15 protein-coding genes and 2 pseudogenes are annotated in these 21,637 nt (G+C 63.1%); 13 read left to right on the top strand and 4 right to left on the bottom strand.

The genetic code is table 11. From position 1 onward, the window contains the following. Positions 1-546 precede the first annotated feature (546 nt). A complete protein-coding gene (locus QX126_RS31190; protein WP_315786163.1) occupies positions 547-996 on the top strand; it encodes a hypothetical protein in 450 nt (149 codons plus the stop codon). A gap of 125 nt (positions 997-1,121) precedes the next feature. Here the strand turns inward: QX126_RS31190 and QX126_RS31185 are convergent, their stop codons facing one another. The 4 genes and pseudogenes from QX126_RS31185 to QX126_RS31170 form a co-directional block, all read right to left on the bottom strand. Next, positions 1,122-1,907, bottom strand: a complete 786-nt coding sequence (locus QX126_RS31185; RefSeq protein ID WP_315773534.1) for a class I SAM-dependent methyltransferase — start codon at positions 1,905-1,907, stop codon at positions 1,122-1,124. A 170-nt stretch (positions 1,908-2,077) separates the two neighbouring features. Continuing rightward, positions 2,078-2,923 carry a GntR family transcriptional regulator gene (locus QX126_RS31180; RefSeq protein ID WP_315786160.1) on the bottom strand — a complete coding sequence of 282 codons (846 nt, stop codon included), beginning with the start codon at positions 2,921-2,923 and terminating at the stop codon, positions 2,078-2,080. Positions 2,924-2,980: 57 nt separating this feature from the next. Continuing rightward, positions 2,981-3,913 carry an ABC transporter substrate-binding protein gene (locus tag QX126_RS31175; protein WP_315786157.1) on the bottom strand — a complete coding sequence of 311 codons (933 nt, stop codon included), beginning with the start codon at positions 3,911-3,913 and terminating at the stop codon, positions 2,981-2,983. 1,040 nt (positions 3,914-4,953) lie between these two features. Next, positions 4,954-5,217: pseudogene (locus QX126_RS31170) on the bottom strand (transposase); the annotation flags it as partial. On the opposite strand from QX126_RS31170, the pseudogene QX126_RS31165 reads away from it, so the two are divergent. From QX126_RS31165 to QX126_RS31115, 12 genes and pseudogenes are all read left to right on the top strand, one after another. Further along, a pseudogene (locus tag QX126_RS31165) lies at positions 5,213-5,341 on the top strand (transposase domain-containing protein); the annotation flags it as partial. The pseudogenes QX126_RS31170 and QX126_RS31165 sit on opposite strands and share 5 nt — an antisense overlap. Next, entirely contained in the window at positions 5,338-5,559 is a 222-nt protein-coding gene (locus QX126_RS31160; protein WP_315786155.1) for a hypothetical protein, read from the top strand. The pseudogene QX126_RS31165 and the gene QX126_RS31160, both read left to right, overlap by 4 nt. A 693-nt stretch (positions 5,560-6,252) precedes the next feature. Beyond that, positions 6,253-8,946: an FG-GAP-like repeat-containing protein gene (locus QX126_RS31155; RefSeq protein ID WP_315786153.1), complete on the top strand. Its 2,694-nt coding sequence runs from the start codon at positions 6,253-6,255 to the stop codon at positions 8,944-8,946. Between the two features lie 67 nt (positions 8,947-9,013). Beyond that, the gene (locus QX126_RS31150; protein ID WP_409999138.1) at positions 9,014-14,536 is read left to right on the top strand and encodes an RHS repeat-associated core domain-containing protein; all 5,523 of its coding nucleotides are present in this window, start codon (positions 9,014-9,016) and stop codon (positions 14,534-14,536) included. 11 nt (positions 14,537-14,547) lie between these two features. Next, positions 14,548-14,898 (top strand): immunity 8 family protein, encoded by a 351-nt coding sequence (locus QX126_RS33640; RefSeq protein ID WP_409999137.1) that lies wholly within the window; start codon positions 14,548-14,550, stop codon positions 14,896-14,898. 323 nt (positions 14,899-15,221) lie between these two features. Continuing rightward, positions 15,222-17,477: a type II secretion system secretin GspD gene (gene gspD, locus QX126_RS31145; protein WP_409999140.1), complete on the top strand. Its 2,256-nt coding sequence runs from the start codon at positions 15,222-15,224 to the stop codon at positions 17,475-17,477. Next, positions 17,477-18,697, top strand: a complete 1,221-nt coding sequence (locus QX126_RS31140) for a type II secretion system F family protein (RefSeq protein ID WP_315786147.1) — start codon at positions 17,477-17,479, stop codon at positions 18,695-18,697. Before gspD ends, QX126_RS31140 begins: the two co-directional genes overlap by 1 nt. Further along, on the top strand, positions 18,694-19,164 hold the full coding sequence (locus tag QX126_RS31135; RefSeq protein WP_315786144.1) for a GspH/FimT family pseudopilin: 471 nt from the start codon (positions 18,694-18,696) through the stop codon (positions 19,162-19,164). Before QX126_RS31140 ends, QX126_RS31135 begins: the two co-directional genes overlap by 4 nt. Before the next feature lie 15 nt (positions 19,165-19,179). After that, positions 19,180-19,683: a type II secretion system major pseudopilin GspG gene (gene gspG, locus QX126_RS31130; RefSeq protein WP_172184652.1), complete on the top strand. Its 504-nt coding sequence runs from the start codon at positions 19,180-19,182 to the stop codon at positions 19,681-19,683. Further along, on the top strand, positions 19,680-20,108 hold the full coding sequence (locus tag QX126_RS31125; protein WP_315786138.1) for a type II secretion system protein: 429 nt from the start codon (positions 19,680-19,682) through the stop codon (positions 20,106-20,108). The genes gspG and QX126_RS31125 overlap by 4 nt, the downstream gene beginning before the upstream one ends. Before the next feature lie 9 nt (positions 20,109-20,117). Continuing rightward, on the top strand, positions 20,118-20,792 hold the full coding sequence (locus QX126_RS31120; protein WP_315786137.1) for a prepilin-type N-terminal cleavage/methylation domain-containing protein: 675 nt from the start codon (positions 20,118-20,120) through the stop codon (positions 20,790-20,792). A gap of 8 nt (positions 20,793-20,800) precedes the next feature. Then, entirely contained in the window at positions 20,801-21,628 is an 828-nt protein-coding gene (locus tag QX126_RS31115) for a type II secretion system protein GspK (protein WP_315786133.1), read from the top strand. Positions 21,629-21,637: the final 9 nt, after the last annotated feature.

Here is a 21,637-nt window from a genome sequence, read left to right as displayed (position 1 = left end):
TCGCTACCACCGCCCGGATGGGCACATCCAACCGCCCGAACGAACTCAGATCTGGATAAAACTTGGGGGCAAGGTCACAGGCATTGGCTACTCGCGTAAGACGAGTAGCGATGATAGTGGCAACGCAGCAATAGGCCGCACTGCGGACGCCGGACGAGCTTTCTAGCCGGTGACTCCGCCGCTGGTGTAGGATCACCAATTTCGGTAGCTCGCCAAGCGCAGGCTTGCGTGGCATGAGTCAAGCTGGCCGAACGCAACCTCCTTTCGTCTCGGCACGTCGCGTGAAATGAGCCGGCGTCAAAGACAACGCCGTTTCCTGCGTCGCGATGCGAGCTCTCCGCATTGCGTCGTGACGGGACTCTGGCAGTCTGGGACCTATTGATGACGGCCTGAAACAGATATTGTATTGATGTTGATACGACTGGGCGATATCGTCTCACGTCGAGAAGGAGAGGCGGACTTCGTCCGCTGGGTGCACGTCGATCCCTTGCAACCGATCGGCTGTCGGCGACCTTCCACCGACCGTTTTCGGCCTGGAGTTCGGTGATGTCTCTTGATGAAACCCTGCGGATTTTGGCAACCGTCGAGCCAGGTGGTCTGACGCTCGATGAGCAAGCCATCGAAAGCAATCCCGACGCCGTGCTGGTTGCCCTCGGACGCAGCTTTGAAGCGCTCTCCGCAGAACTCGCAACTCTCCAGCAGCAAGATGCGCAATCAGCTGCGGCCACCTGGGATGCACAATCGCAGATCTCCGGCGTGGTGGTGCCCGGTGTCGAGCGCATCGAAGCGGTCTTGAGTTCGCTTGACCCGATTGAACGCGCCATCATGGCGATTCCGGCCAGAACGGTCGTTGGTCTGGGGGTAAAGGCGCGACATGCTGCACATGTGCTCTCAAATTACTGGGCGGACGTCCCCGAGAGGCTCGACTGGGATGCCCGGACCGTGCGGCATCTGATCGAATCCGCTTGTTCAGTCGCCGGTGTAGAGCTGAGCTAAGGTCTTTGCTGCGGGCCGTTTTCGTCATGGAGCGGTGCGATGACCTTTGGCGGCTGGCGTGTGCCGGCGCGCTCGCCCCTGTTGGGCGGCCAAGTAGGTCGATTGGGCAGCGAAGCTTGTGAGCCTCAGCGGCGTTGCGCAATGAGGACTTGCGATTCAATGACTTCTACGACGCCGCCGGCGGTTGCGAATGGCGACATCTCCATCGTCAATTCCTGCGCGAGCTGACCTTCGAGAACGCCCAGCTGTTCAGGCGAGGAGGTCGACATCGATAGTGCGCGGTCGATCAGGCGAGCGACAGGCACGAGACGCTGCTCAATGACACCAATTCTGGTGAGCTGACCGAAGCGCGACTCCAGCAGGATCGGTTCGTGACGTAAGCGCTCGGGTGCGAAACCGACACTCTTGTTGGTGAACCGATCGACGACGTCCGAGTAACGCTTGTACCAGGCGTTCTGTGGGACATCGAGACGTACGTCATTGAACAGCATGACTGCGCCGTCCTCCTCGATCAATGGGTCGAGCTTTCGCAGCGTATCGGCGCGATCCATCCAATGAAAGGCGCGTCCAATCGCCACGGCGCGAAAGCGGCCGAGCTGCGGGCTGAGGTCGAACGAGCTACCTTCGATCAGTTCGATCTCAACGGCCGCCGCGTTGGCGATCGCCTGAGCAGCCTCTAGCATGGCAGGCTCCGGATCTATTCCGATGACCTTGCCGACCAGGGGCGCAAATGCGATGCCGAGCCACCCTGGCCCACAGCCGAGATCCATCAATCGGTGGTCCTTGGTCAGACGAAGGTGATCCGCCACGACTTGGATGAGCGCGGGTGCGTAATTCGGTCGCCCGGCCACGTAGTGAGGGACCGTCGATTGAAAGCGAGGGAATGAAGGGGAAACTGGTTCGGACGTCATCTGTATCGTTCGGCCGCCGTGCAGAGGCTCATGTCTTGTGACGCCTCCCGGTGTGGGCCGGTCCGGCCACGGCGCGGCCCCATGAGATTGTGAGCGCTTCTCCTTCGCACGCGCACCGAAATGTCAGTTTGGACGGGACGTGCTTGGGACTTGGCGCGCCTACAGGCAGGCTAGAAGTCTTTCAATGGCATACGAAGCTCGTAGGTTGCAGGTGGAGCCAGCAGCTCGAAGTGCTGAATCGGACGTCCGGCGCTGTCGAAATGAATGCGCACCACCTTCAAGAGCGGTGCGCCTATCGCGACATTGAGGCGTGCTGCGACGATGGGGTCGGCTGCAGCTGCCGTCACAATCTGCTCGCCAGATGTGAATGTGATGCCGAAGCGCTGCAGAATCGCATAGAGCGACCCTCCTTCCATGTCTTCAGGACCAAATTGCCGTCCGATCGCTTCCGGAATGTAGGTCGTGACCTGCATGATTGGCCAGTCATTCATGTAACGGATGCGAACTGTGCGCTGGAAAAGGTCGCCTGGCTGGGCTTGGAAGTGCTCGCGAACGTGACGAGGGGCCACCTTGAACTCGAACTCGACCACGTGAGCTCGCGTTGTGCGCACGATCTCCCTGTTTCGAGCAGCGAGGTCCATCATCGGCACCGTGAGAGGCTCTGGCTTCGAGAGCTCCCGTACGAACGTGCCGATACCCTGGCGGCGTTCGATCAGTCCGAGCTCATCGAGAGTGTCCAAAGCTGCCCGAATCGTCACGCGCGAGACGCCGAAGAGCACAGCCAGATCCGCCTCCGCCGGCAAGACTTCTCCTGGTGCATAGCGGCGTTCTGCAATTTCGTCCTGCAGGACCAAGAACACCTGATGATGAAGCGGTATGTCGCGCCGCCGTCTTGCAAGGATCGCGGGCCGTCCTTTTGGGCGCTTGGGCTTATCTGTCGGACGCGTCTTCGGCGCCGTTTTCTTGACGGCCGAAGCAGAAGCGTTCGAATGCTGCGGAGCTCGCGGCGCCACCACCTAGCCTCGATCCCACAGTGCCGCGGGCGTGTTCATCGGCTCGAACTCTCCACGATGCTATTTCGATGCTAGCGTCTGGAGAGCCTTTTCGACGAATCTGTTCGTAAATGTCTCCGCGAGATCGACCTTCACGCCACGCAATTGTGGGTCGACGGTCGACAACACCTGAAATGCGATCCCCGCGCTCTCGGCGCTGAACCGGCCATCGGGCGAAAACATGTCTCGGGTGCTCCGGATGGAGGCGAGAAAGATGTTTCGATCAGGTTTGGCCCATTCCTCCGGGAGCGCATCGGCGATCTCGTCGACGGACGCGCGATCAATCCACTGCAGGGCGCGTACCATTGCGAGAACGAACGCCTGGAGTGTGTCGGGGTTGCGCTCGATGAAGTCCGACCGCGCATAGATGGTCCCTGACGGATAGAGACCGCCATAAACGCCGATTGTGCCTTCGTTGGTGCGAGTGTCCGCGACCAGTTTGACGTCACCTGCGGCTGTCAGCGTCGTAAGCGCCGGCTCACCCGTGACGACCGCATCCACAGCGCCGTTGCGGATCGCTGCTACGGCACCTGTGCCACCTCCGACACTGACGAAGGAAATGTCGGCCGGAGAGACACCAGCTCGCAAAGCGATGTACTCCACCATGAACTGCGTTTGGGATCCCAATGCCGTGACCCCGATCTTCATGCCTCTCAGGCTGCTTGGGTCGCGATAGTCCGCAGCCTTCTCCTTTCGCAGAGCCAATGCGAACGTCGGATGTCTGCCAAACAACACGACCCCGGCGATCTTTTGTCCCTTGGCATGCATCTGAATCGTGTGGTCGAAAGCGCCAGCGGTGAGTTCGGCACTTCCTGCCACCAGAGCCTGGAGCGCCTTGGATCCGCCGCTCACGTCAAGAAGCTCCGGGTCGAGACCCGCGTCCCTGAAAAAGCCAAGGCGCTCGGCAAGTGTGACCGGTGCGTATTGTAGGAATGCCTTCCCGCCGATCGTCACTCTGACTCTGGACGTCTCGACGGAATTGCCCGCCCAGGCCGACCTTGCCAAGCCACACAACGCCAACAACGGAAGCCCGAGAAAACTACGTCGCTGTAACACTGGCCGGGTCTCGCGAGCGTTGAAGGAATGCGTGCCGGCAGTGAACTTTTCTCACGGTCCGATCACATTCGAATCATACGAACGATCATCCGCACGAGCAAGGCAAAAGCTCGCCGAGGTTGCACAAGTCGAATGCACGCGGGGCGATAATCATCATGGACTGCGACCAAAAATTGTTGAAAGTAGTTGATCAGCATCAATTATGGCCGGCGAGTCGGCCGCGCGATTGCGCTGAATCAGTTCGACCCGCTGAGAATGAGCTGGCGACGCTCGCGATTTGCAGAGCACACGTATCAGATATGCATGTCGCGCAGATGCGCAGAGCGCGGAGGAAGTGTCATCAGACAGCGCGGTCGCTGCAACAGTCGACGGGGCAGTCCTGGAAGGCTACCGCCTTCTGTGCCGGGCGTGTCGATAGCGGCCGGGTCTCCGCGGTGCATTCACGACCACGAGCCTTGCGGCCGCCGCTCGACGGTCAACCCTCGATTGAATTGCAGGATCGTGTTCGCGGACCGCCAACGGAGGGGAAGCCTGGAGTCTGCCTGAAACAAGGTTGTTGAAGGCGCCGTCTATTGATCCTGCCACAGGCAAATTCAAGGAGCTTTGTCCGCAATGCAGAACCATACGCGTAAGTTTAACGGTCTCGCCGACCTTTGCGACGCTAGCCGGCCGACTTATCCGCCTGACGTTCTCGTTGCCGTCGTCTATGTTGTCGCCGCAGGTAATGTTCCGGCATCGCTGTTTCGATGTCGGCGCAGGTAACAGAATTTCGATCCGTGCACTCATTGATGCCCTGTCTGACTGGACCGTGCAGACCGCCGAGGCCAACCCCCACATAGCTGCACGTGCGGGGGCGGCGGGGCTCGAAGTCACAATCGCGCCCGCTAACCAACATCCGCAGCACGTTTTGGCGGCGCTGGCGTGGCGAGCTGAATGCGGAACAGCCAGGATTTTCGACCGAGAGCGATGCCTCCCAGGCCACGCTCAGCAGCATTGTTCGAGAGGCAAATCGGCCCGTCATCGAGGAACGCGGTGAAGCTCGTCCAGCGCTTGAGGATGTAGTTGAACGCCTTGGCGATGTCGTGGCCACGGGACAGTTTGGCGAACTGCTCGCGCATGTAGACCTGCAGATCCTCGACCAGAGGCCGGCTCAGCGTCTGCCGCACCCGAACGCGCTCCTCAGCACTCCTGCCATTGATCGATCCGCAAGCCTAGCTCGCGGATGTCCTCCCGCGCATCGCTGCTCATCCGGCGCATCGGCTGGATAGATTTCTGCCCTGGAAGTGGGGGCCTCAGGCCAAAGCGCTCTCGGCTCAAGCAGCATGACCACGCACGTCAACAAAGTGCATCACGTCACCACCATAGCCAAGGTCGCGAAGGACCTCGGCGAAGATGAAGACTGGCTGCAGGACGTCGCCAGCGGAATGGACATCGAGGACGGCGTCATCTGGGTCTACGGCGTCGCCGACGACGGCGTCATGGCCATCACCGACTTCGGCATCGAGAACTTGATTGAGATCCTCAAGATGCGCAGGGAAATCTGAGAACCGCTGACCCGCTGACAGCCAGCGGCTGCTTCCTCCGCGGCCTACGACGGATGCTTACCGTGTTTTCCGAGAACGCGAAATTGATGCGCGTTCCGCGGGAGCTGGACATGCCCGATTGGTTTGAAGGGAAAGCGGAAACCGATTCCTCGGGCCGTGTCGACGCTGCAGCGCTCTGATCCAGCGCAACGTGTGCAGGTCGGCTTCTGACGTGAGCTGCAGACCTGCGGACGGTGCAAGGCTCACAAAGGTCGGCATCGAGTTCACAGCGAGGCAGGGCGTGCAGCAAAAGCGTTGAGTCTGATTCGTCCAATTCGTGCACGCGCGAGGATGTCATGGAGTTATTCTGTACTCAGCGTTGTGTGCCGTGTCGTCGAGTGCGGCGATGGGTGCGTCATGCGAACAACCTTTGCTCGCAAATGTAGAGGAGGGTGCGGCACCTGGAGATGTAGGTTGTATTTATAGACCATGCTCATCCACATGTTGTGAAAAAATTCGAATGTCAGTTGATCGTGAAATACAAATAATGTCTGTTGTGTTTCGGGGTGTACAGAGACTGCGGGGGCAGGGGTGACGAGAGATCTGGAGTTCGGCGCTCGACGTCGTCGCGCGCGTAGAGCAATCAGTGCTGCGCTTGCGTACGCGAGTGCATTTTTTTGTTTTCAGAATACAACTATAAGTTATGCCGAGACGATGTCGCTACCGGGAAAGGTCTCGGTCGGCCAGAGCGGCTCTGCAAGCTATTCGCTTCCGATCGCGCTGCCGCCGGGATCTGCAGGTGTCGCGCCATCTTTGTCGCTCGACTACAACAGTCAGGGCGGAAACGGCATCGTCGGGGTCGGTTGGTCGCTGGGGGGCTTGCCCTCGATCGGGCGTTGTGCCCGGACTATCGTGCAGGATGGCGTACTGGGCAGCGTCAATTTCGATGCAAACGATCGCTTCTGTCTCGACGGGCAGAGGCTTGTTGCAGTGAGCGGCGCCTACGGGGCCGAAGGTACCGAATATCGGACCGAAGTCGAATCGTTCTCGAGGGTGATCTCGCATGGAGTCGCGGGTACCGGCCCGTCGTGGTTTGAGGTTCGCACGAAATCGGGGCAGGTCATGGAATTTGGCCATACGACCGATTCGCAGATCCTTGCGGTTGGTAAGTCGACCGCGAGGGCCTGGGCCCTTAGCAAGTTGACCGACACGAAGGGGAATTATTTGAGTCTGACCTACAATGTCGATGCGGCAAATGGCCAGGCCTTACCAAGCAGGATCGACTACACGGGAAACAGCGTCGCCGGGGTCAGTCCATATAATTCTGTTCAGTTTACCTATGCGTCGCGACCGGACGTCATTCAGCATTACCAAGCTGGGTCTATCGTCCGAACTGTAGTTCGCCTGACCAATGTGAAGACCTATGCCGGTGCAAATATGGTCTCGGACTACCGACTTTCCTATCAGCAGAGCAGCACGAGCGGCAATTCCGAATTGACGTCAGTGACGGCGTGCGCCGCTTCGGGAAATTGTCTTCCGGCAACGACGTTCCAGTGGAGTAACGGTGGCGGCGGGTCATTCTCGCCGTCTGTTGCGACGAATCCGAATAATCTCGTCGCATCGTCATACGTGCGAATGCAGTATTGGACGCCGGTTCTGATGGATCTTAACGGCGACGGAAAGACCGATTTTGTCCTGACGAAGAACAAGTCGATTTTTGCGTATCTGAGTAATGGCGATGGCAGCTACACCAATGTGAATTCGACGCAGAACGTCTGGGACTTCGGCGGCTATCCGGCCGCGATGTATGTGACGTTCGTTGGAGACTTCGATGGAGACGGGAAGAGCGATTTCGCTTTCGTGAACTCATCGCAGATCTTTCCGTTTCTGGGTAATGGTGACGGCACGTTTCGCGTCGGAGTCGTTCAGACTCCGGCCAACTGGCCCATCTTGGATCAGGGTTCGTTCGCTCCGGTTTCCGGCGATTTCAACGGGGATGGCCGTACCGATTTCATCCTGATCAATCAGGATTATCTCTACGAGTGCATCAGCAATGCAGCTGGTTCGTTTGGTTGCAGCTCGATCTGGATCAATAATGGATGGAACTTCGGGAATCCGAATACCCGTTATGTGCCGATCACGGGCGACTTCAATGGTGATGGCAAGACCGATTTCATCATGCTTGGAGGCACAACGCTTTACGAGGCGTTTGGCAATGGCGATGGCACCTTCAGTTATCGGCAGATTGATCTAACCAATGGCTGGCGGTTCGGCTGGCCCGAGGATGGAATCCCCCCGTCCGACTACATGCCTGTCGTGGGTGACTTCAATGGAGATGGTAAGACTGACTGGCTGATGCTCAAAGCGGGGACGCTCTATATGTTCCAGAGCAGGGGGGACGGCAATTTCGACTACGTGCAGATCGCAATTCCGGGTTGGAATTTCGGTACTCCGCCGACCACCGGATTTGACGTGATTGCCGGTGACTTCAATTTGGACGGTAGATCCGATTTTGTTCTGATCGGGGGCAATGGGCCATATATCTACCAGTTTCTGAGCAAGGGAGATGGATCCTTTGCCTACAATACGATCTCGATGCCAAACAGCTGGAACTTTGGAGCGCCGCCGAGCGCCAACTACTTCGTGTTTGGGGGGGACTTCAACGGTGACGGGCGGTCTGACTTCGCGCTGATGGACAACGGTTACATCTACACTCTTGCGGCGAACGGCGGCTCGGGCGATCTCGTCAGCCAAGTGACCAGTGGGCTCGGTGCAACGGCATCGATCACCTATACACCTATGACTAACGGATCAGTCTATACCAAGGACACGAATGGTAGCTATCCCATCCTGGACATGCAGATGGCCCTCTACGTGGCGTCCAGGCTGGACCAATCCAATGGCGTCGGCGGTACCTACAGCTCGTCCTACAGCTATGCAGGCGCCAAGCTCGATTTGGGTGGTCGCGGCTACCTTGGTTTTCGCCAGATGACTGTGAAAGACCTGGCAACTGGCATTGCTGACACGACGACCTTTCGTCAGGATTTCCCCTTCATCGGCATGGTGTCCTCAGCTACCCGAACGCTTGGCGCGCAGACGCTCGGCCAGTCGGTCAACACCTATCTGTGCCTGAACGCAGGCGGTGGAACGGGAATCAGTCCGTCCAGTGCGCCATACCGTGTCTTTCTGACGCAAAACACGTCTAGCGGCACGGATCTGGATGGATCCGGACTGCCGACGGTCACGACGACAAATCAGTATGACGACTTCGGCAATGCGACGCAGGTCGTGGTGGCGACGCCCGATGGTAACAGCAAGACCACGGTCAACACGTACGCCAATGATACGTCGAACTGGTATCTCGGCAGATTGACGCGGGCGACAGTCACGAGTCGCAGACCGCAATAGCGGCCCATCTTCCCCATTCAGATCGAAATCGAGCTCACGCTGGCCGTTGCAGGCCGAGGAATTGACCATGTTCAAGGCCGTGTCATTTCGTGTGTCGCGTTCAAGTCGTTTCGCTGGTTTGAAGAGGCTGGCGCTCGCTCTGTTGATGAGCTCAGCCGTCCCGTCAGGCGCCGGCGCGGCGCAGATATTCCTCACCAGCGGCTCGACCTGGACGGTCCCGAGTGATTGGAACAGCGCGAACAACACCATCGAGGTCATCGGCGGCGGCGGCGGCGGCGCGGGGTCGAACGCGTCGACGGAAGGCGCCGGTGGCGGCGGCGGCGGTGGCTATTCGAAGATATCGAATCTCCCGTTGCAGCCGGGCGCATCGATCACGTACCGGGTTGGTCCTGGCGGCGCGGGCGGCAGCGCCGCGAATGCCGGTGCCGGCGGAGGTGACACCTACTTCAACGGGTCCGGAACGATCTGTCAGGCGCAGTCGGTCTGTGCCAAAGGCGGCGGCGCGGGCCTGAACAGCAGTGGGTTGAATGCGGCGGCCGGCGGCCAAGGCGGCGCGTTGGCCAACGGCATCGGGACCGTAAGATATTCAGGCGGCGCGGGTGGCAACTCGGGCACCAGCAGCAACGGCGGCGGCGGCGGCGGCGGAGCCGCGGGCCCGTTGGGGCATGGCGGCAATGGCGGCGCCTCCGGCCAGAACGGCTCGGGCGCCGGCGGCGGCGGCAATGGCGGCGGCGCGAGCGGTGTCGGCGCCGGCGCCGGCGGCAACAACATCTCCGGCGTCGGTGGAGGAACTGCAGGCTCCGCCGGAGCTCCGGGCGGCAATGGCAGTGGTGGCGGCGGCGGCGGGGCGGGCTACTGGAATGCCAGCGCCTGGGTGAATAATGCCGGCGGCAGCGGCAGCACCGGAACGGAGTGGGACGCCTCCCATGGTTCTGGAGGCGGTGGTGGCAGTGGGGCGGGCGGCGGCGGTGGCGCCGGTGCCGCGAACGGCGCAGCCGCGCTTTATGGCGCGGGCGGCCCCGGCGGCTCCGGCAACAACACCGCCGGCATGCCCGGCGCGTCCGGAATCATCGTCATAAACTACACGCCCGCTCCGCCGCCGCCCTCATCGGCAACGCGGATTTATCTGACGAGCGGCTCGAGCTGGACGGTCCCGAGCGATTGGAACAGCGCGAACAATACCGTCGAGGTGATCGCCGGCGGTGGTGGCGGCGCCGGATCCAATGCCTCTTCCGAGGGAGCAGGCGGCGGTGGCGGCGGCGCCTACTCGAAGGCCGTCAACCTGTCGCTGCAACCTGGCTCGAGCGTCAGCTATCGGATCGGTCTTGGCGGCGCTGGCGGCGGCGCCGCCAATGCAGGCGCGGGCGGTGGTGACACATATTTCAATGGCACCGGCACCACATGTCTGTGGCAGTCGGTCTGCGCCAAGGGCGGGAACTCCGGGCAGGCCAGCAGCGGCCTCAACGCGGCCGGTGGCGGTGCTGGCGGCACCGCAGGCAGCGGCGTCGGCACGGTCAGATACTCGGGCGGCGCTGGCGGCAACTCCGGTGCGAGCAGTAATGGTGGTGGTGGCGGCGGCGGCGCTGCGGGACCGAACGGCAATGGCGGCAATGGCGGCTCCAGCGGACAGAATGGCTCGGGCGCCGGCGGCGGCGGCAATGGCGGCGGCACGAACGGCGCCGGCGCGGGCGCGGGCGGCAACAACTACGTGGGAACGGGAGGCGGTAGCGCAGGCACGATCCGCGTTCCCGGCGGTGTCGGCAGCAACGGCGGCGGCGGTGGTTCGGGCTATTGGGACGGCAGCGCCTGGATCAACAACGCTGGTGGCAGCGGCAGCACCGGGTCCGAGTGGGATGCGACACATGGCTCGGGCGGCGGCGGTGGCAGTGGTGGCGGCGGCGGTGGCGGACCAGGCGCAGCGAACGGGTCTGCCGGTCTCTACGGCGCCGGTGGTCCGGGCGGCTCCGGCGTCAACACGGCGGGAACGGCCGGCGCGCAGGGCATCATCGTCATCACCTACACGCCGTCGACCGGCTCAGGGTCAGGATCGACGCCGGTCGCCGACATCTACACCATCACCCGGACATCGTCGTTCTCCTACGACGCCGCTTCGGGCCTGCTGACGCAGGAAGTCGTCGAGCCGGATACCCCGGCGCTGCGGCTGCAGACGGACTATGTCTACGACGCCTTCGGCCACAAGCAGACCGTGACGGTCAGCGGCGCCGATATCGTCAGCCGTTCGAGCTCGAGCACCTATGACGCGCGGGGACAGTTCGGCACGTCGAACACCAATGCGCTCGGGCAGAGCGAGAGCTTCCAATACGACCTGCGTTTCGGCCAGCCGACCAGCCACACCGGACCGAACGGTCTGACCACGACCTTCAGCTATGACGAGTTCGGCCGCAAGACTCAGGTCGTGTCGCCGGACGGCACCCAGACCCGCTGGTCCTACCAGTTCTGCAGCGGCGTCAATGGCGGCACCGCGAGCTGTATTTCAGGCGCGAGCTATCTGATTCAGGAGACCTCCTACGCAGCCGACGGTTCGACCGTGATCGCACCGGTGGCGACCGTGTTCTTCGATGCACTGGAGCGCGAGATCGGGCGTCAGACCCAGGGCTTCGACGGCAGCATTGTCCAGGCCACCAAGGCCTATGACGCGCTCGGGCGGGTCACGCAGACCAGCCGGCCATACTTCCAGAACGGCGGCACGCCGCGTTACACGACCTTCACCTACGACACCCTCGGGCGCGTGGTCACGACGACGCAGCCGGACAGCAGCATCTCGCAGGTCGCCTATCATGGCCTCACGACCACCGAGACCAACGCGCTCAACCAGGCGCGGACGACGGTCAAGAACAGCCAGGGCCAGGTGGTCTCTGTCACCGACGCGCTCGGCCAGACGCTGACCGCCGCCTATGACGCGGTCGGTAACATGGTGCAGACCACGGATCCGGTCGGCAATGTCGTCACTGCGAGCTACGACATCAGGGGGCGCAAGATATCGAGTTCCGATCCGGATCTCGGCGTCTGGAGCTACACCTACAACACGCTGGGGCAGCTGACCACGCAGACCGACGCCAAGGGGCAGGTGGTCAGCGTGAGCTATGACAAGCTGGGCCGAACGGTGCAGCGGGTCGAGCCGGACATGACCTCGGTCTGGGTCTACGACACGGCCGCCAACGGCATCGGTAAGCTGGCCTCGACCGGCATCACCTCGGGCTCCGGCAACGGCTTTGCCCGCAGCGTCAGCTATGACAGCCTCGGCCGTCCCTTGCAGGTCGCGACCACCATCGATGGCGCGACCTACACGATGGGCGCGACCTACGACGCCAACAGCCGGCTGACCAAGGTCAGCTATCCCTCCGGCTTCACCGCGCGCTATGGCTACAACAGCCTCGGCTTCTCCAACCAGCTGCAGGACGATGCCAGCGGCCAGTCCTACTGGACGGCCTATGCGATGGATGCCGAGGGGCACCTCACCCAGCAGACAGCAGGTAATGGCCTGGTCACGACCCGTGGCTTCGATCCGCTGACGGGATCGCTGATCAGCGTCGCCACCGGCGTCAACAGCACGGTGCAGAACCAGAGCTTCGGCTACGACCGGCTCGGCAATTTGACCTCGCGCAGCGATGCCAACACCAATGTCAGCGAGAGCTTCGTCTATGACGCGCTGAGCCGGCTGACGACGTCGACCACCAGCGTCAACACGGCGCCGCTGGTCAAGACGTTCGCCTACAGCCCGATCGGCAACATTCTGACCAAGTCGGATGTCGGCACCTACACCTATCCGGCGGCGGGGCAGCCGCGCCCCCACGCGGTCACCAGCGTCTCGGGCGGCACGATCAGCGCCACCTTCACCTATGATGCCAACGGCAACCAGACCTCCGGTCTCGGCCGCAGTATCGTCTACACTTCCTACAACAAGCCCGCGAGCATCACGCAGGGGGCGCGGACGATCTCCTTCGTCGACGACACCGACCACCAGCGCGTCAAGCAGGTGACACCGGAGGGCACGACGCTCTACATTGCCGCCTTTGGCGTCGCGGCCGAGGTGCAGAACCCCGGTACGATCACACAGAAGTGGACCGACTATCTCCTGGTCGGCAACGCCAGGGTCGGCATGCGGGTTGCTCAGACCTCGGGCAGCGGCACGACGGTCACCACGCGCTACTTCCATACCGACCATCTCGGCTCGATCTCGGCGATCTCAGACGAGAACGGCCTGCTGGTCGAGCGCCTGAGCTACGACGCCTGGGGCAAGCGCCGCAACGTCGACGGCTCTGACGATACCACCGGCAGCATCACCAGCCAGACCACGCGTGGCTTCACCGACCACGAGGAGCTGTCGGTCGCTGGCCTCGTTCACATGAACGGCCGTGTCTACGATCCACTGCTGGCACGCTTCACCAGCGCCGACACGGTCACTCAGTTTCCGTTCAGCACGCAGGGCTGGAACCGCTATTCCTATGTCGGCAACGACCCGCTGACCTTCACCGATCCCAACGGCCACTGCATCCTCGGCTGCTTCTGGAATGCGATCGGCAAGGCGTTCAGCAGCGCGTGGCGGGCGGTGACGCACTTCTTCCAGACCAATGCGATCGCGCGGTCGATCCTGCAGATTGCATTGACGATCGGCATGGGCGGCACTCCGATTGCAGCCGGCTTGGCGGCCGCGATTGTCACAGGTTTATCGGGTGGCAATCTGGGCGACATCATCAAAGCCGGCGCGATCGCAGCGATGTCGACATTCGCGTTCCAACAGCTCGGTGGCGCCACGTTCGCGGGAACGCTCCCGTTCAACAACCCTGCGTTCAATCCGGGACTCTATGCCGCGAATGTGGCGGGCAGCGCCGCGATTGGATGCGCCTCCTCGGTAATCTCGGGGGGGTCTTGCGGGTCCGGAGCGGCCGCTGCAGCAGTGAGTGCGGCGTTCAACCCGCTGACGAACACACTGTTCCCCGATGCCAGAACTAACATGGGCGAACGTGTGGGCGGCACGATCGTGCAGGCTGCTGTAGGTGGAATTGCCTCTGTCGCGGGCGGTGGAAAGTTCGCGAACGGAGCGGTTACGGGAGCGTTCCAGTACTTGGCGACGCTAAGCTATGAGGATGCCCACAAAAATCCGTATGACTCATACGCCAGTTGCTTGCACTGTAGTGAGCAGATCCCTTTCCAGCAGGCGGCCGCGTCGCTCGGGTATTCTGGATATGCACCGGACATTATAGGAAATCTGGGTAAGGCGTGGCTGTTCGTAGTGACGGCCGCGGCACCAGATGCGATCTTGGGTGCCATCTTCGGTCGCCTCGCGCTGGCGGAGGAAATCGCGATTTTAAGAGCTGCCGCCACAGGCAAGGGCAATTTTGGGCTAGGCTCAGCAAGTGCAGGCGATTCAGCTAGACTCGGCGAGGCTTGGGTCGGACCAAATTTCCGGGTAACAAGTGATGGATACTTGGAAAGCGCTGACTTGCTCCGGTTATATCGCCAACCATCCTACAAGCCATATTGGGGCAATAGCCAATCTAACTTCATGTCACGATTTCAGCCATCTGGACGGTGGCAAAACAATGGGCATCTCACGATCAGACAATAGGGTGAAGACCGATGATTGTAGCAAACCTTAGACGACTGACCAGCACTGATGTCGATCTTGTAAACTTTCAACCTTCGGGTGACTTCGGAGTGTACGTCCTTGCCCTGGTTGGACCGGCCGGCAGCGTCGGTGAGGAGTCTTTTGGGTTGACGATATGTACCACCGGCTGGTTTGAGAAATGTATGAATGCGCCGATAGTGTCCGGCAGGCACCATCTATTTGTAAAAAGGTTCGATTACGATGCAATCATAAGCTACTTAGAAAAATACTGCACCTCATGCTCAGGCAATTCGTGGCGTGAAGTCGCAGACAAAGTCGCTAGGATTGGGTATTGGGAATTCGAAGACTATAGACCGGAGTAGCCGCAGCAACTCAGCGGATCGCTATCATGGATTGAACTGCGAACAGGCTTCTGCGCGACTGAATCGGTCGTCGAAAGCGTATGAGGCGAAGGGACAGAACGGCAGGTGCGGTCCAACGCTTTCGGTCCGGTACACTTCATGGTTGTGTTGCTGCTTTCGGACATCATCACATCAAAGATGTGTGCATGACTCGTCAGAGGATCACGTAATCAATGTGCCTCGCGACCCAAACCCTTTAAGCTGCGCTTGTTAGTTGTTGGGCTGGATGGCCGCTTCTAGTCGGGGTGATTGTGTTGCGCGGCGGGGGTCGCAGAGTTCAGCTGATAGCGCTTCCCGTCGTGCTGGCGTTGTCGGCGTGCCAGACGGTGGAGGAGGGCACGTCGTCGTTCGCCTGGAGCACGAGTGCTGCGGAGGCCGGTGCGGCGGCCCAGGCGCAGGCGGCGATGCGGTCGCCAGCTGCAAGCGCGCGCGTGGGCAAGCTGTCGGGCTCGCCGCTGCTCGATGATGTCAGGGGTGGGCCGGCGACCATGGTTGAGGGCACCGGGCGCTTCGTCGGGGAGCCGCCGACGGGGGCGGTGTCGCGGGCATCGGAGGATGTCGCCGACGGCATCACCATCAATCTCGTGGGCGTGCCGGCGCCGCAGGCGGCGAAGACGGTGCTCGGCGATATCCTGGGGGTCAAATACACTGTCGATCCCGGAATCGAGGGGCGGATCACGATCCAGACGCCGAAGCCGGTGGCGCGGTCCGCGGTCATCGATCTGTTCCAGGCGGCGCTGCGGGCCAACAATGCGGCGCTCGTCAACAACCGGGGCATCTATCGTATCGTCGCTGCGGACCAGACGGCGGTCTCGGGCGCGTATCGCACGGATGATGTGGCTGACACCGGCGAGATGGTCGGCAACGGGCTGCAGGTGGTGCAGCTGAAATATGTCTCGGCGTCCGAGATCCGGCGCGTTATCGAGCCGATCGCGCCGCGCGGCGGGGTCGTGCGGGTCGACGATGCGCGCAACCTGATCACGCTCTCGGGCAATCGCCAGGAGATTGCGGCGATGATGGAGGCGATCGCGCTGTTCGACGTCGACACCATGAAGGGCATGTCGTTCGCGCTGATCCCGGTCAAGACCTCGGCGCCCGACGCGATCGCCACCGAGCTGAAAAGCGTGTTTGCCTCCGACCGCGACGGGCCGATGGCCGGCATGGTGCAGTTCGTGCCCAACAAGCGGCTGCGCTCGATTCTGGTGATCTCGCCGCAGGTCCAGTATCTGCGCCGCGCCGAGACCTGGATCCGCAAGCTCGACGCACAGGCGCAAGGGTCGGAGAAGCAGCTCTTCACCTACGCGGTGCAGAACCGTCGCGCGCAGGAACTGGTCGACGTGCTGCAGTCGATGTTCCCGACCGATACGCAGACGGCGACGGCCGCGCGGCGCACCGTGGCGCCGAACTATCAGGAGGCGAGCGTGCAGTCGCAGCCGTCGCCCTCCGGAGGCGGGCTGTCCGGATCGTCGTCGCCGTCCCTCACCGGCGGGCTCGGCGCGTCCGGCGGCGGCTTCGGCGGCATGCGCAATGCGGCGCCGGCGGCTGCTGCGCCGAGCGTCATGCCGGCGGCGGCTCCGGCTGCACCCACCGGTCGCGACGGCGAGGCCGACGGGCCGCGGCTGCGGATCGTCGCCGACGAGGCCAAGAACGCGATCCTGATCGAGGCGGCCTCGGCCGACTACAAGCGCGTGCTGCAGGTGATCGAGCGGCTGGACCAGATGCCGAACCAGGTGCTGATCGAGGCGACCATCGCCGAGGTCACCCTGAACGACGAGCTGCGCTTCGGCGTGCAATGGTACATGCAGAAGCACAGCTCGAAATTCACCCTGACGGAAGCGGCCTCCGGCGCCGTCAGCTCGGTGTTTCCCGGCTTTTCCTACGCGCTGACAGCGGCCAACATCGCCGCCACGATCGACACACTGAACCAGATCACCAACGTCAACATCGTGTCCTCGCCGTCGCTCGCGGTCATGGACAACAAGCCGGCGGTGCTGCAGATCGGGGATCAGGTGCCGATCACGACGCAGTCGGCGACCGGCACCTTGACGCCCGGCGCGCCGATCGTCAATTCCGTGAGCTACAAGGATACGGGCGTGATCCTGTCGATCATCCCGCGCATCAATGAGAGCGGGCGGGTGCTGCTTGACATCGAGCAGGAGGTGTCGAGCGTGGCGCCGACCACGTCATCGAACATCGATTCGCCGACCATCCGGCAGCGCAAGATCAGGACATCGGTGGTCGTGAACGACAATGACGCGCTGGTGCTGGGCGGGCTGATCCAGGAGGGCCGCACGACCGGCCGGAGCCAGCTGCCGATCATTGGCGACATCCCATTTATCGGCAATTTCGCCGGTAGTCGCGACAACGTCATCGGCAAGACCGAGCTGATCATCCTGATCCGGCCGCACGTGATGCGCAGCCTCGACGAGGCGCGCAGCGTGACCGAGGAGTACCGCCACTTCATGGCGATCGAGGGTCCGCATCGCCGGCAGCCGGCGCGGCGGCGGGTCGAGGACACCGGACGCAGGATTCTCGACTGATGCCGCGCTTCCGCTACCGCGCCTACGGCACCGACGGCTCCTTCGCGGAGGGGACGATCGAGGCTGCGTCCGCGGATGCGGCGAGCGCGACGCTGTGGGCGCAGGGGTTGTCGCCGTTCCAGATGCAGGCCGCCGATAGCGCCGGCACGGCATGGTGGAACCGCGAGATCACGCTCGGCAATGGCGCGGCGCGCGCGGACCTCTTGGCCTTCACGCGCGAGTTCGCCACGCTCTGCGCGGCCGACATTCCAATGGACGACGCCTTGCGCATCGTGCAGACGCAGGCCTCGGCAGCGCGGCTGCGCACCCTGGTCGAGGCGCTGCTCGCCGATGTCCTCAATGGCCGCCCGTTGTCGGAGGCGATGCAGGCACAGCCGCGCATCTTCCCGGCTGACTATGTCGCTGTCGTGCGCGCCGGCGAGAGCGGCGGGCGGCTGGCGCAGGTGCTGACCGAGCTTGCCGAGCTCCTGGAGCGGCGGGCGGAGATCCGTGCGCGCATCCAGTCGGCCCTGATCTATCCCGCGATGCTGATCGTGCTGAGCCTCGCAACGCTCGCGATCATCGTTGGCGGCGTGATCCCGTCGATGGCCCCGATCTTCACCCAGAGCGGTAAGCCGCTGCCATTGACCATCCAGCTGATGCTGGCCTTGAAGGCGCATTGGCTCGAGATCGTGGTCGGCGGCGTTGCCGCCATCGTGGCTGGGGGGGCGGTCGTCGCATTCGTGCTGGCCGATCCCGGCCGCCGCCGGCGTCTCGACCAGCTCGCGCTGCGGCTGCCGCTGCTCGGCGGCTTCCTTCTACAGCAGGACACCGCGCGCTTCGCCCGGACCCTCGGTACGATGCTGATGGCCGGCGTGCCGTTGATAGTGGCGACGAAATCGGCGAGCGACGTCGTCGACAACCGTCATCTCCGCGCCGGCATGGAACAGGCGATCGAGCGGATCCAGCAGGGCACAGCGTTGCACCGCGCGCTGCGCAACGAGGTCGCGCTGCCGGCCGTCGCGCTGCAGATGATCGCGGTCGGCGAGGAGGCGGGCAAGCTCGACCGCATGCTGCTGCGCGTGGCGCAGATGCTGGAGAAGCAGCTGCAGACCAGCGTCGATCGCTTCATGGCGGCGTTGACGCCGGCGATGACGGTCGGCATCGCATTGATCATCGGCGCGCTGATCATGCCGGTGATGAACGCCGTCCTCAGTATCAATGATCTGGCGGGGCGATGAGCGCGCGGGCGGAACCGGGACGAGACGAGGCGAGCGCCGGCTTCACGCTGGTCGAGATGCTTGCAGTGCTCGTCATCCTGGCGCTGACGGTATCCGCCGCCGTCCCTTTGCTATCACGCGGCGCCGGCACGGTGAGCCTCGATGCGGCGACAGGCGAGATTGCGTCGGCGCTGCGCGCGACGCGCTCGGCTGCGATCGTGCAGAACCGCGTGATGACCTTGACCATCGACGTCGACCGCCGGACCTTCAGCTCGGACGTCGTCCGGCCGCGCACCTTTGCGCCGGACATCCAGGCGAAGCTGACCTATGCCGCCGCGACGCGCGTGGGCGCCGCCGTGGGCGGCTTCCGGTTCTTTCCGGACGGCTCGTCGACCGGCGGCGATCTGAGCCTGGAGGTGAACGGGCATCATATCAGGCTCTGTGTCGAATGGCTGACAGGGACGGTGCGGACCGCCGCGACGTGTTGAGGGGAGGGGACGATCATGCTGGGATGGATGGAATGTCGTGATGTCGTGAAGCTGCGCGTGGCCGCGTGGCGCGGGCAATTCCGGCTTCGTCTGCGCAGAGGCCGCGATGGCGAGGCGGGCTTCACGCTGGTCGAGATGCTTGTCGTCATCACCATCATCGGCCTGATCATGGGTCTCGTCGGCCCGCGCGTGCTGAGCTATCTCTCCGACTCCAAGCTCAAGACGGCGCGGATCCAGATCCGCAGCCTGTCCTCGGCGCTCGACCTCTATCACCTTGACAACGGCCGCTACCCGACCGCAGCCGAAGGGCTCGGTGCGTTGGTGCAGAAGCCGGCCACCGCGACCACCTGGAACGGGCCCTATCTCAGCGGCACCCTGGTCCCGAACGATCCGTGGGGACGGCCCTATGTCTACAGATTCCCGGGACAGCACGGCACCTACGACATCGTCTCGCTCGGGCCCGAGGGACGTGAGGACGAGACCTCGGCCACGGCCAATGTGACGAGCTGGCAGCCGTGACTCTCGCCACGGCAGAGGTGAAGCACGCGGACGGCGACGACGCCGGCTTCACGCTGGTGGAGGTCCTCGTTGCGCTGGCCATGCTGTCGGTCGGCCTCGCTTTGGTGATGAGCCTGTTCTCGACCGGACTGTCACGAACGGGCATGGCCGAACGCGTGGCTGGTGCCGTTGCGCTGGCGCAGTCGCTCATGGCCCAGGTCGGCAATTCGATTCCGCTGCGCACCGAGACGTGCGATGGCGCCGAGGCGAACGGCTATCGGTGGCGCCTTGCGATGCAGCCCTATCGGCCGGCGCCAAACAGCGATGCACGCCCGGTCGAGCTGTATCAGGTCTCGGTCGAGATCGGCTGGCTGGAAGGGCAGGACCCGCGCTCCTATGCGCTCTCGACGCTTCGCCTCGGGCCCAGAGCCTCCAGATCGCAGTGAGCCAGGCCGATGACGTCGCCGAAAGCAAGCGGGATGGATGATCGCGACGCCGGCTTCACCCTGGTCGAGGTTCTCGTTGCGCTGGCGCTGTTCAGCCTGCTCGCCGTCCTGCTGTTCGACAATCTCAAATTCGGCGTGCAGGCCTGGCGCAGCGGCAGCGCCCGCGCGGAGTCGTTCCAGCGCGAGCTCGCGGCGCAGGACGTACTGCGGCGGCTGATCGGCAATCTCTATCCGATGATGCTGGGCGAAGGCGCGGCGCAGCGGCGCATCGATATCGACGGCCAGGCCGAGAGCCTCGAGTTCCTCAGCGACGCGCCGGCCGTGTCCGGTGGGGCCGGCCGCTTCCGCTTCAAGCTGCTCGCCGACCGCAGGCGTGATGGGGTCGATCTCGTTCTGCAGTCGCGACCCGAACTGGCGGTGAAGCAGGACACCGAGCGGACGCTGCTGGTGTCCGACATCGATCGGATCGAGCTCAGTTATGCGGCAAGAGCAACGGGAGACGCCAATGCGGCCTGGAGCACAAGCTGGAAGGATCAGAGCGAGGCTCCCGGCCTGATCCGGCTGCGGGTCCTGATGCGTCCCGGCGATGCCCGTCACTGGCCGGAGCTCGTGATCGCGCCGCGGGTGCAGGCCGATGTGGCCTGCGTCTACGACGCGCTCACGATGCGCTGTCGCGGGCGATAGGGGGCGACATGCCGGTGCTGTCGGTTCTCTGGGGGCTCGGGCTGCTGACGGCGATTGCGCTGTCGCTGTCATGGTCGAGCAGCGTGTCCTATGGCCTTGCCCGTAACGGCGTCGATCAGGCCGCTCTCGGTGCGCTCGTCGAGGCCGGCGTGAACGCCGCCATCGACGGTCTGCTCGATGCCAGGGCGGACCGCCGCTGGCGCGCCGACGGCCGCCTCTACACGCTCGATTTCAACGGCACGCGGATCGGCATCAGGATTCAGGACGAGCTCGGACGGGTCGACCTCAACCAGACCGATGAGGCAATGCTGAACAGCCTGCTACTATCAGCAGGGCTGGACGCGCGGGCCGCCGCTGACCTGACCGACAAGATCGTGGACTGGCGAACCGCAACGTCCCTGAAGCATCTGAACGGCGCCAAGGACCGGGACTACGCGTCGCGCAACGCCGCCTATCATCCCCGCAACGGTCCGTTCCAGAGCGTCGATGAGCTGCTCCTGGTGATGGACATGACTCCGGCGATCTTTGCGCGGATCGCGCCGGCGCTCACGGTCCATTCGGGACGGCAGTTCGTCGATCCGCAATTGGCGCCGCGCGAGGTGCTGCGCGCGCTGCCCGGCATGACCGCGCAGAGTGCCGAAGCGACGTTGGCCGCGCGCGACGGTGCCAGGTCTGGCCTTGCCGAAGGCAATCCGATGACGGTGCTGCGTGGGCGCGCCTTCACGATCCGGACCGAGTTTTCCCAGGCGTCGCGCGTCGTCGAAGGCGAGGTCGCGGTGCGCCTGACGGAAAATCCGCAGCAGCCCTATTGGGTGCTGAGCTGGGGGACGCGATGACCGGACGCG

The organism is Bradyrhizobium sp. SZCCHNPS1003 (assembly GCF_032381555.1).
In the GTDB taxonomy this organism is placed as follows: Bacteria; Pseudomonadota; Alphaproteobacteria; order Rhizobiales; family Xanthobacteraceae; genus Bradyrhizobium.
This window is presented reverse-complemented; position numbering and strand designations above follow the sequence as displayed.

Coding starts and splice junctions, on each gene's coding strand:
- QX126_RS31190 (WP_315786163.1), top strand. CDS start 547: ATGTCTCTTGATGAAACCCTGCGGATTTTGGCAACCGTCGAGCCAGGT.
- QX126_RS31185 (WP_315773534.1), bottom strand. CDS start 1,907: ATGACGTCCGAACCAGTTTCCCCTTCATTCCCTCGCTTTCAATCGACG.
- QX126_RS31160 (WP_315786155.1), top strand. CDS start 5,338: ATGACCACGCACGTCAACAAAGTGCATCACGTCACCACCATAGCCAAG.
- QX126_RS31155 (WP_315786153.1), top strand. CDS start 6,253: ATGTCGCTACCGGGAAAGGTCTCGGTCGGCCAGAGCGGCTCTGCAAGC.
- QX126_RS31150 (WP_409999138.1), top strand. CDS start 9,014: ATGTTCAAGGCCGTGTCATTTCGTGTGTCGCGTTCAAGTCGTTTCGCT.
- QX126_RS33640 (WP_409999137.1), top strand. CDS start 14,548: ATGATTGTAGCAAACCTTAGACGACTGACCAGCACTGATGTCGATCTT.
- QX126_RS31140 (WP_315786147.1), top strand. CDS start 17,477: ATGCCGCGCTTCCGCTACCGCGCCTACGGCACCGACGGCTCCTTCGCG.
- QX126_RS31135 (WP_315786144.1), top strand. CDS start 18,694: ATGAGCGCGCGGGCGGAACCGGGACGAGACGAGGCGAGCGCCGGCTTC.
- gspG (WP_172184652.1), top strand. CDS start 19,180: ATGCTGGGATGGATGGAATGTCGTGATGTCGTGAAGCTGCGCGTGGCC.
- QX126_RS31120 (WP_315786137.1), top strand. CDS start 20,118: ATGACGTCGCCGAAAGCAAGCGGGATGGATGATCGCGACGCCGGCTTC.
- QX126_RS31115 (WP_315786133.1), top strand. CDS start 20,801: ATGCCGGTGCTGTCGGTTCTCTGGGGGCTCGGGCTGCTGACGGCGATT.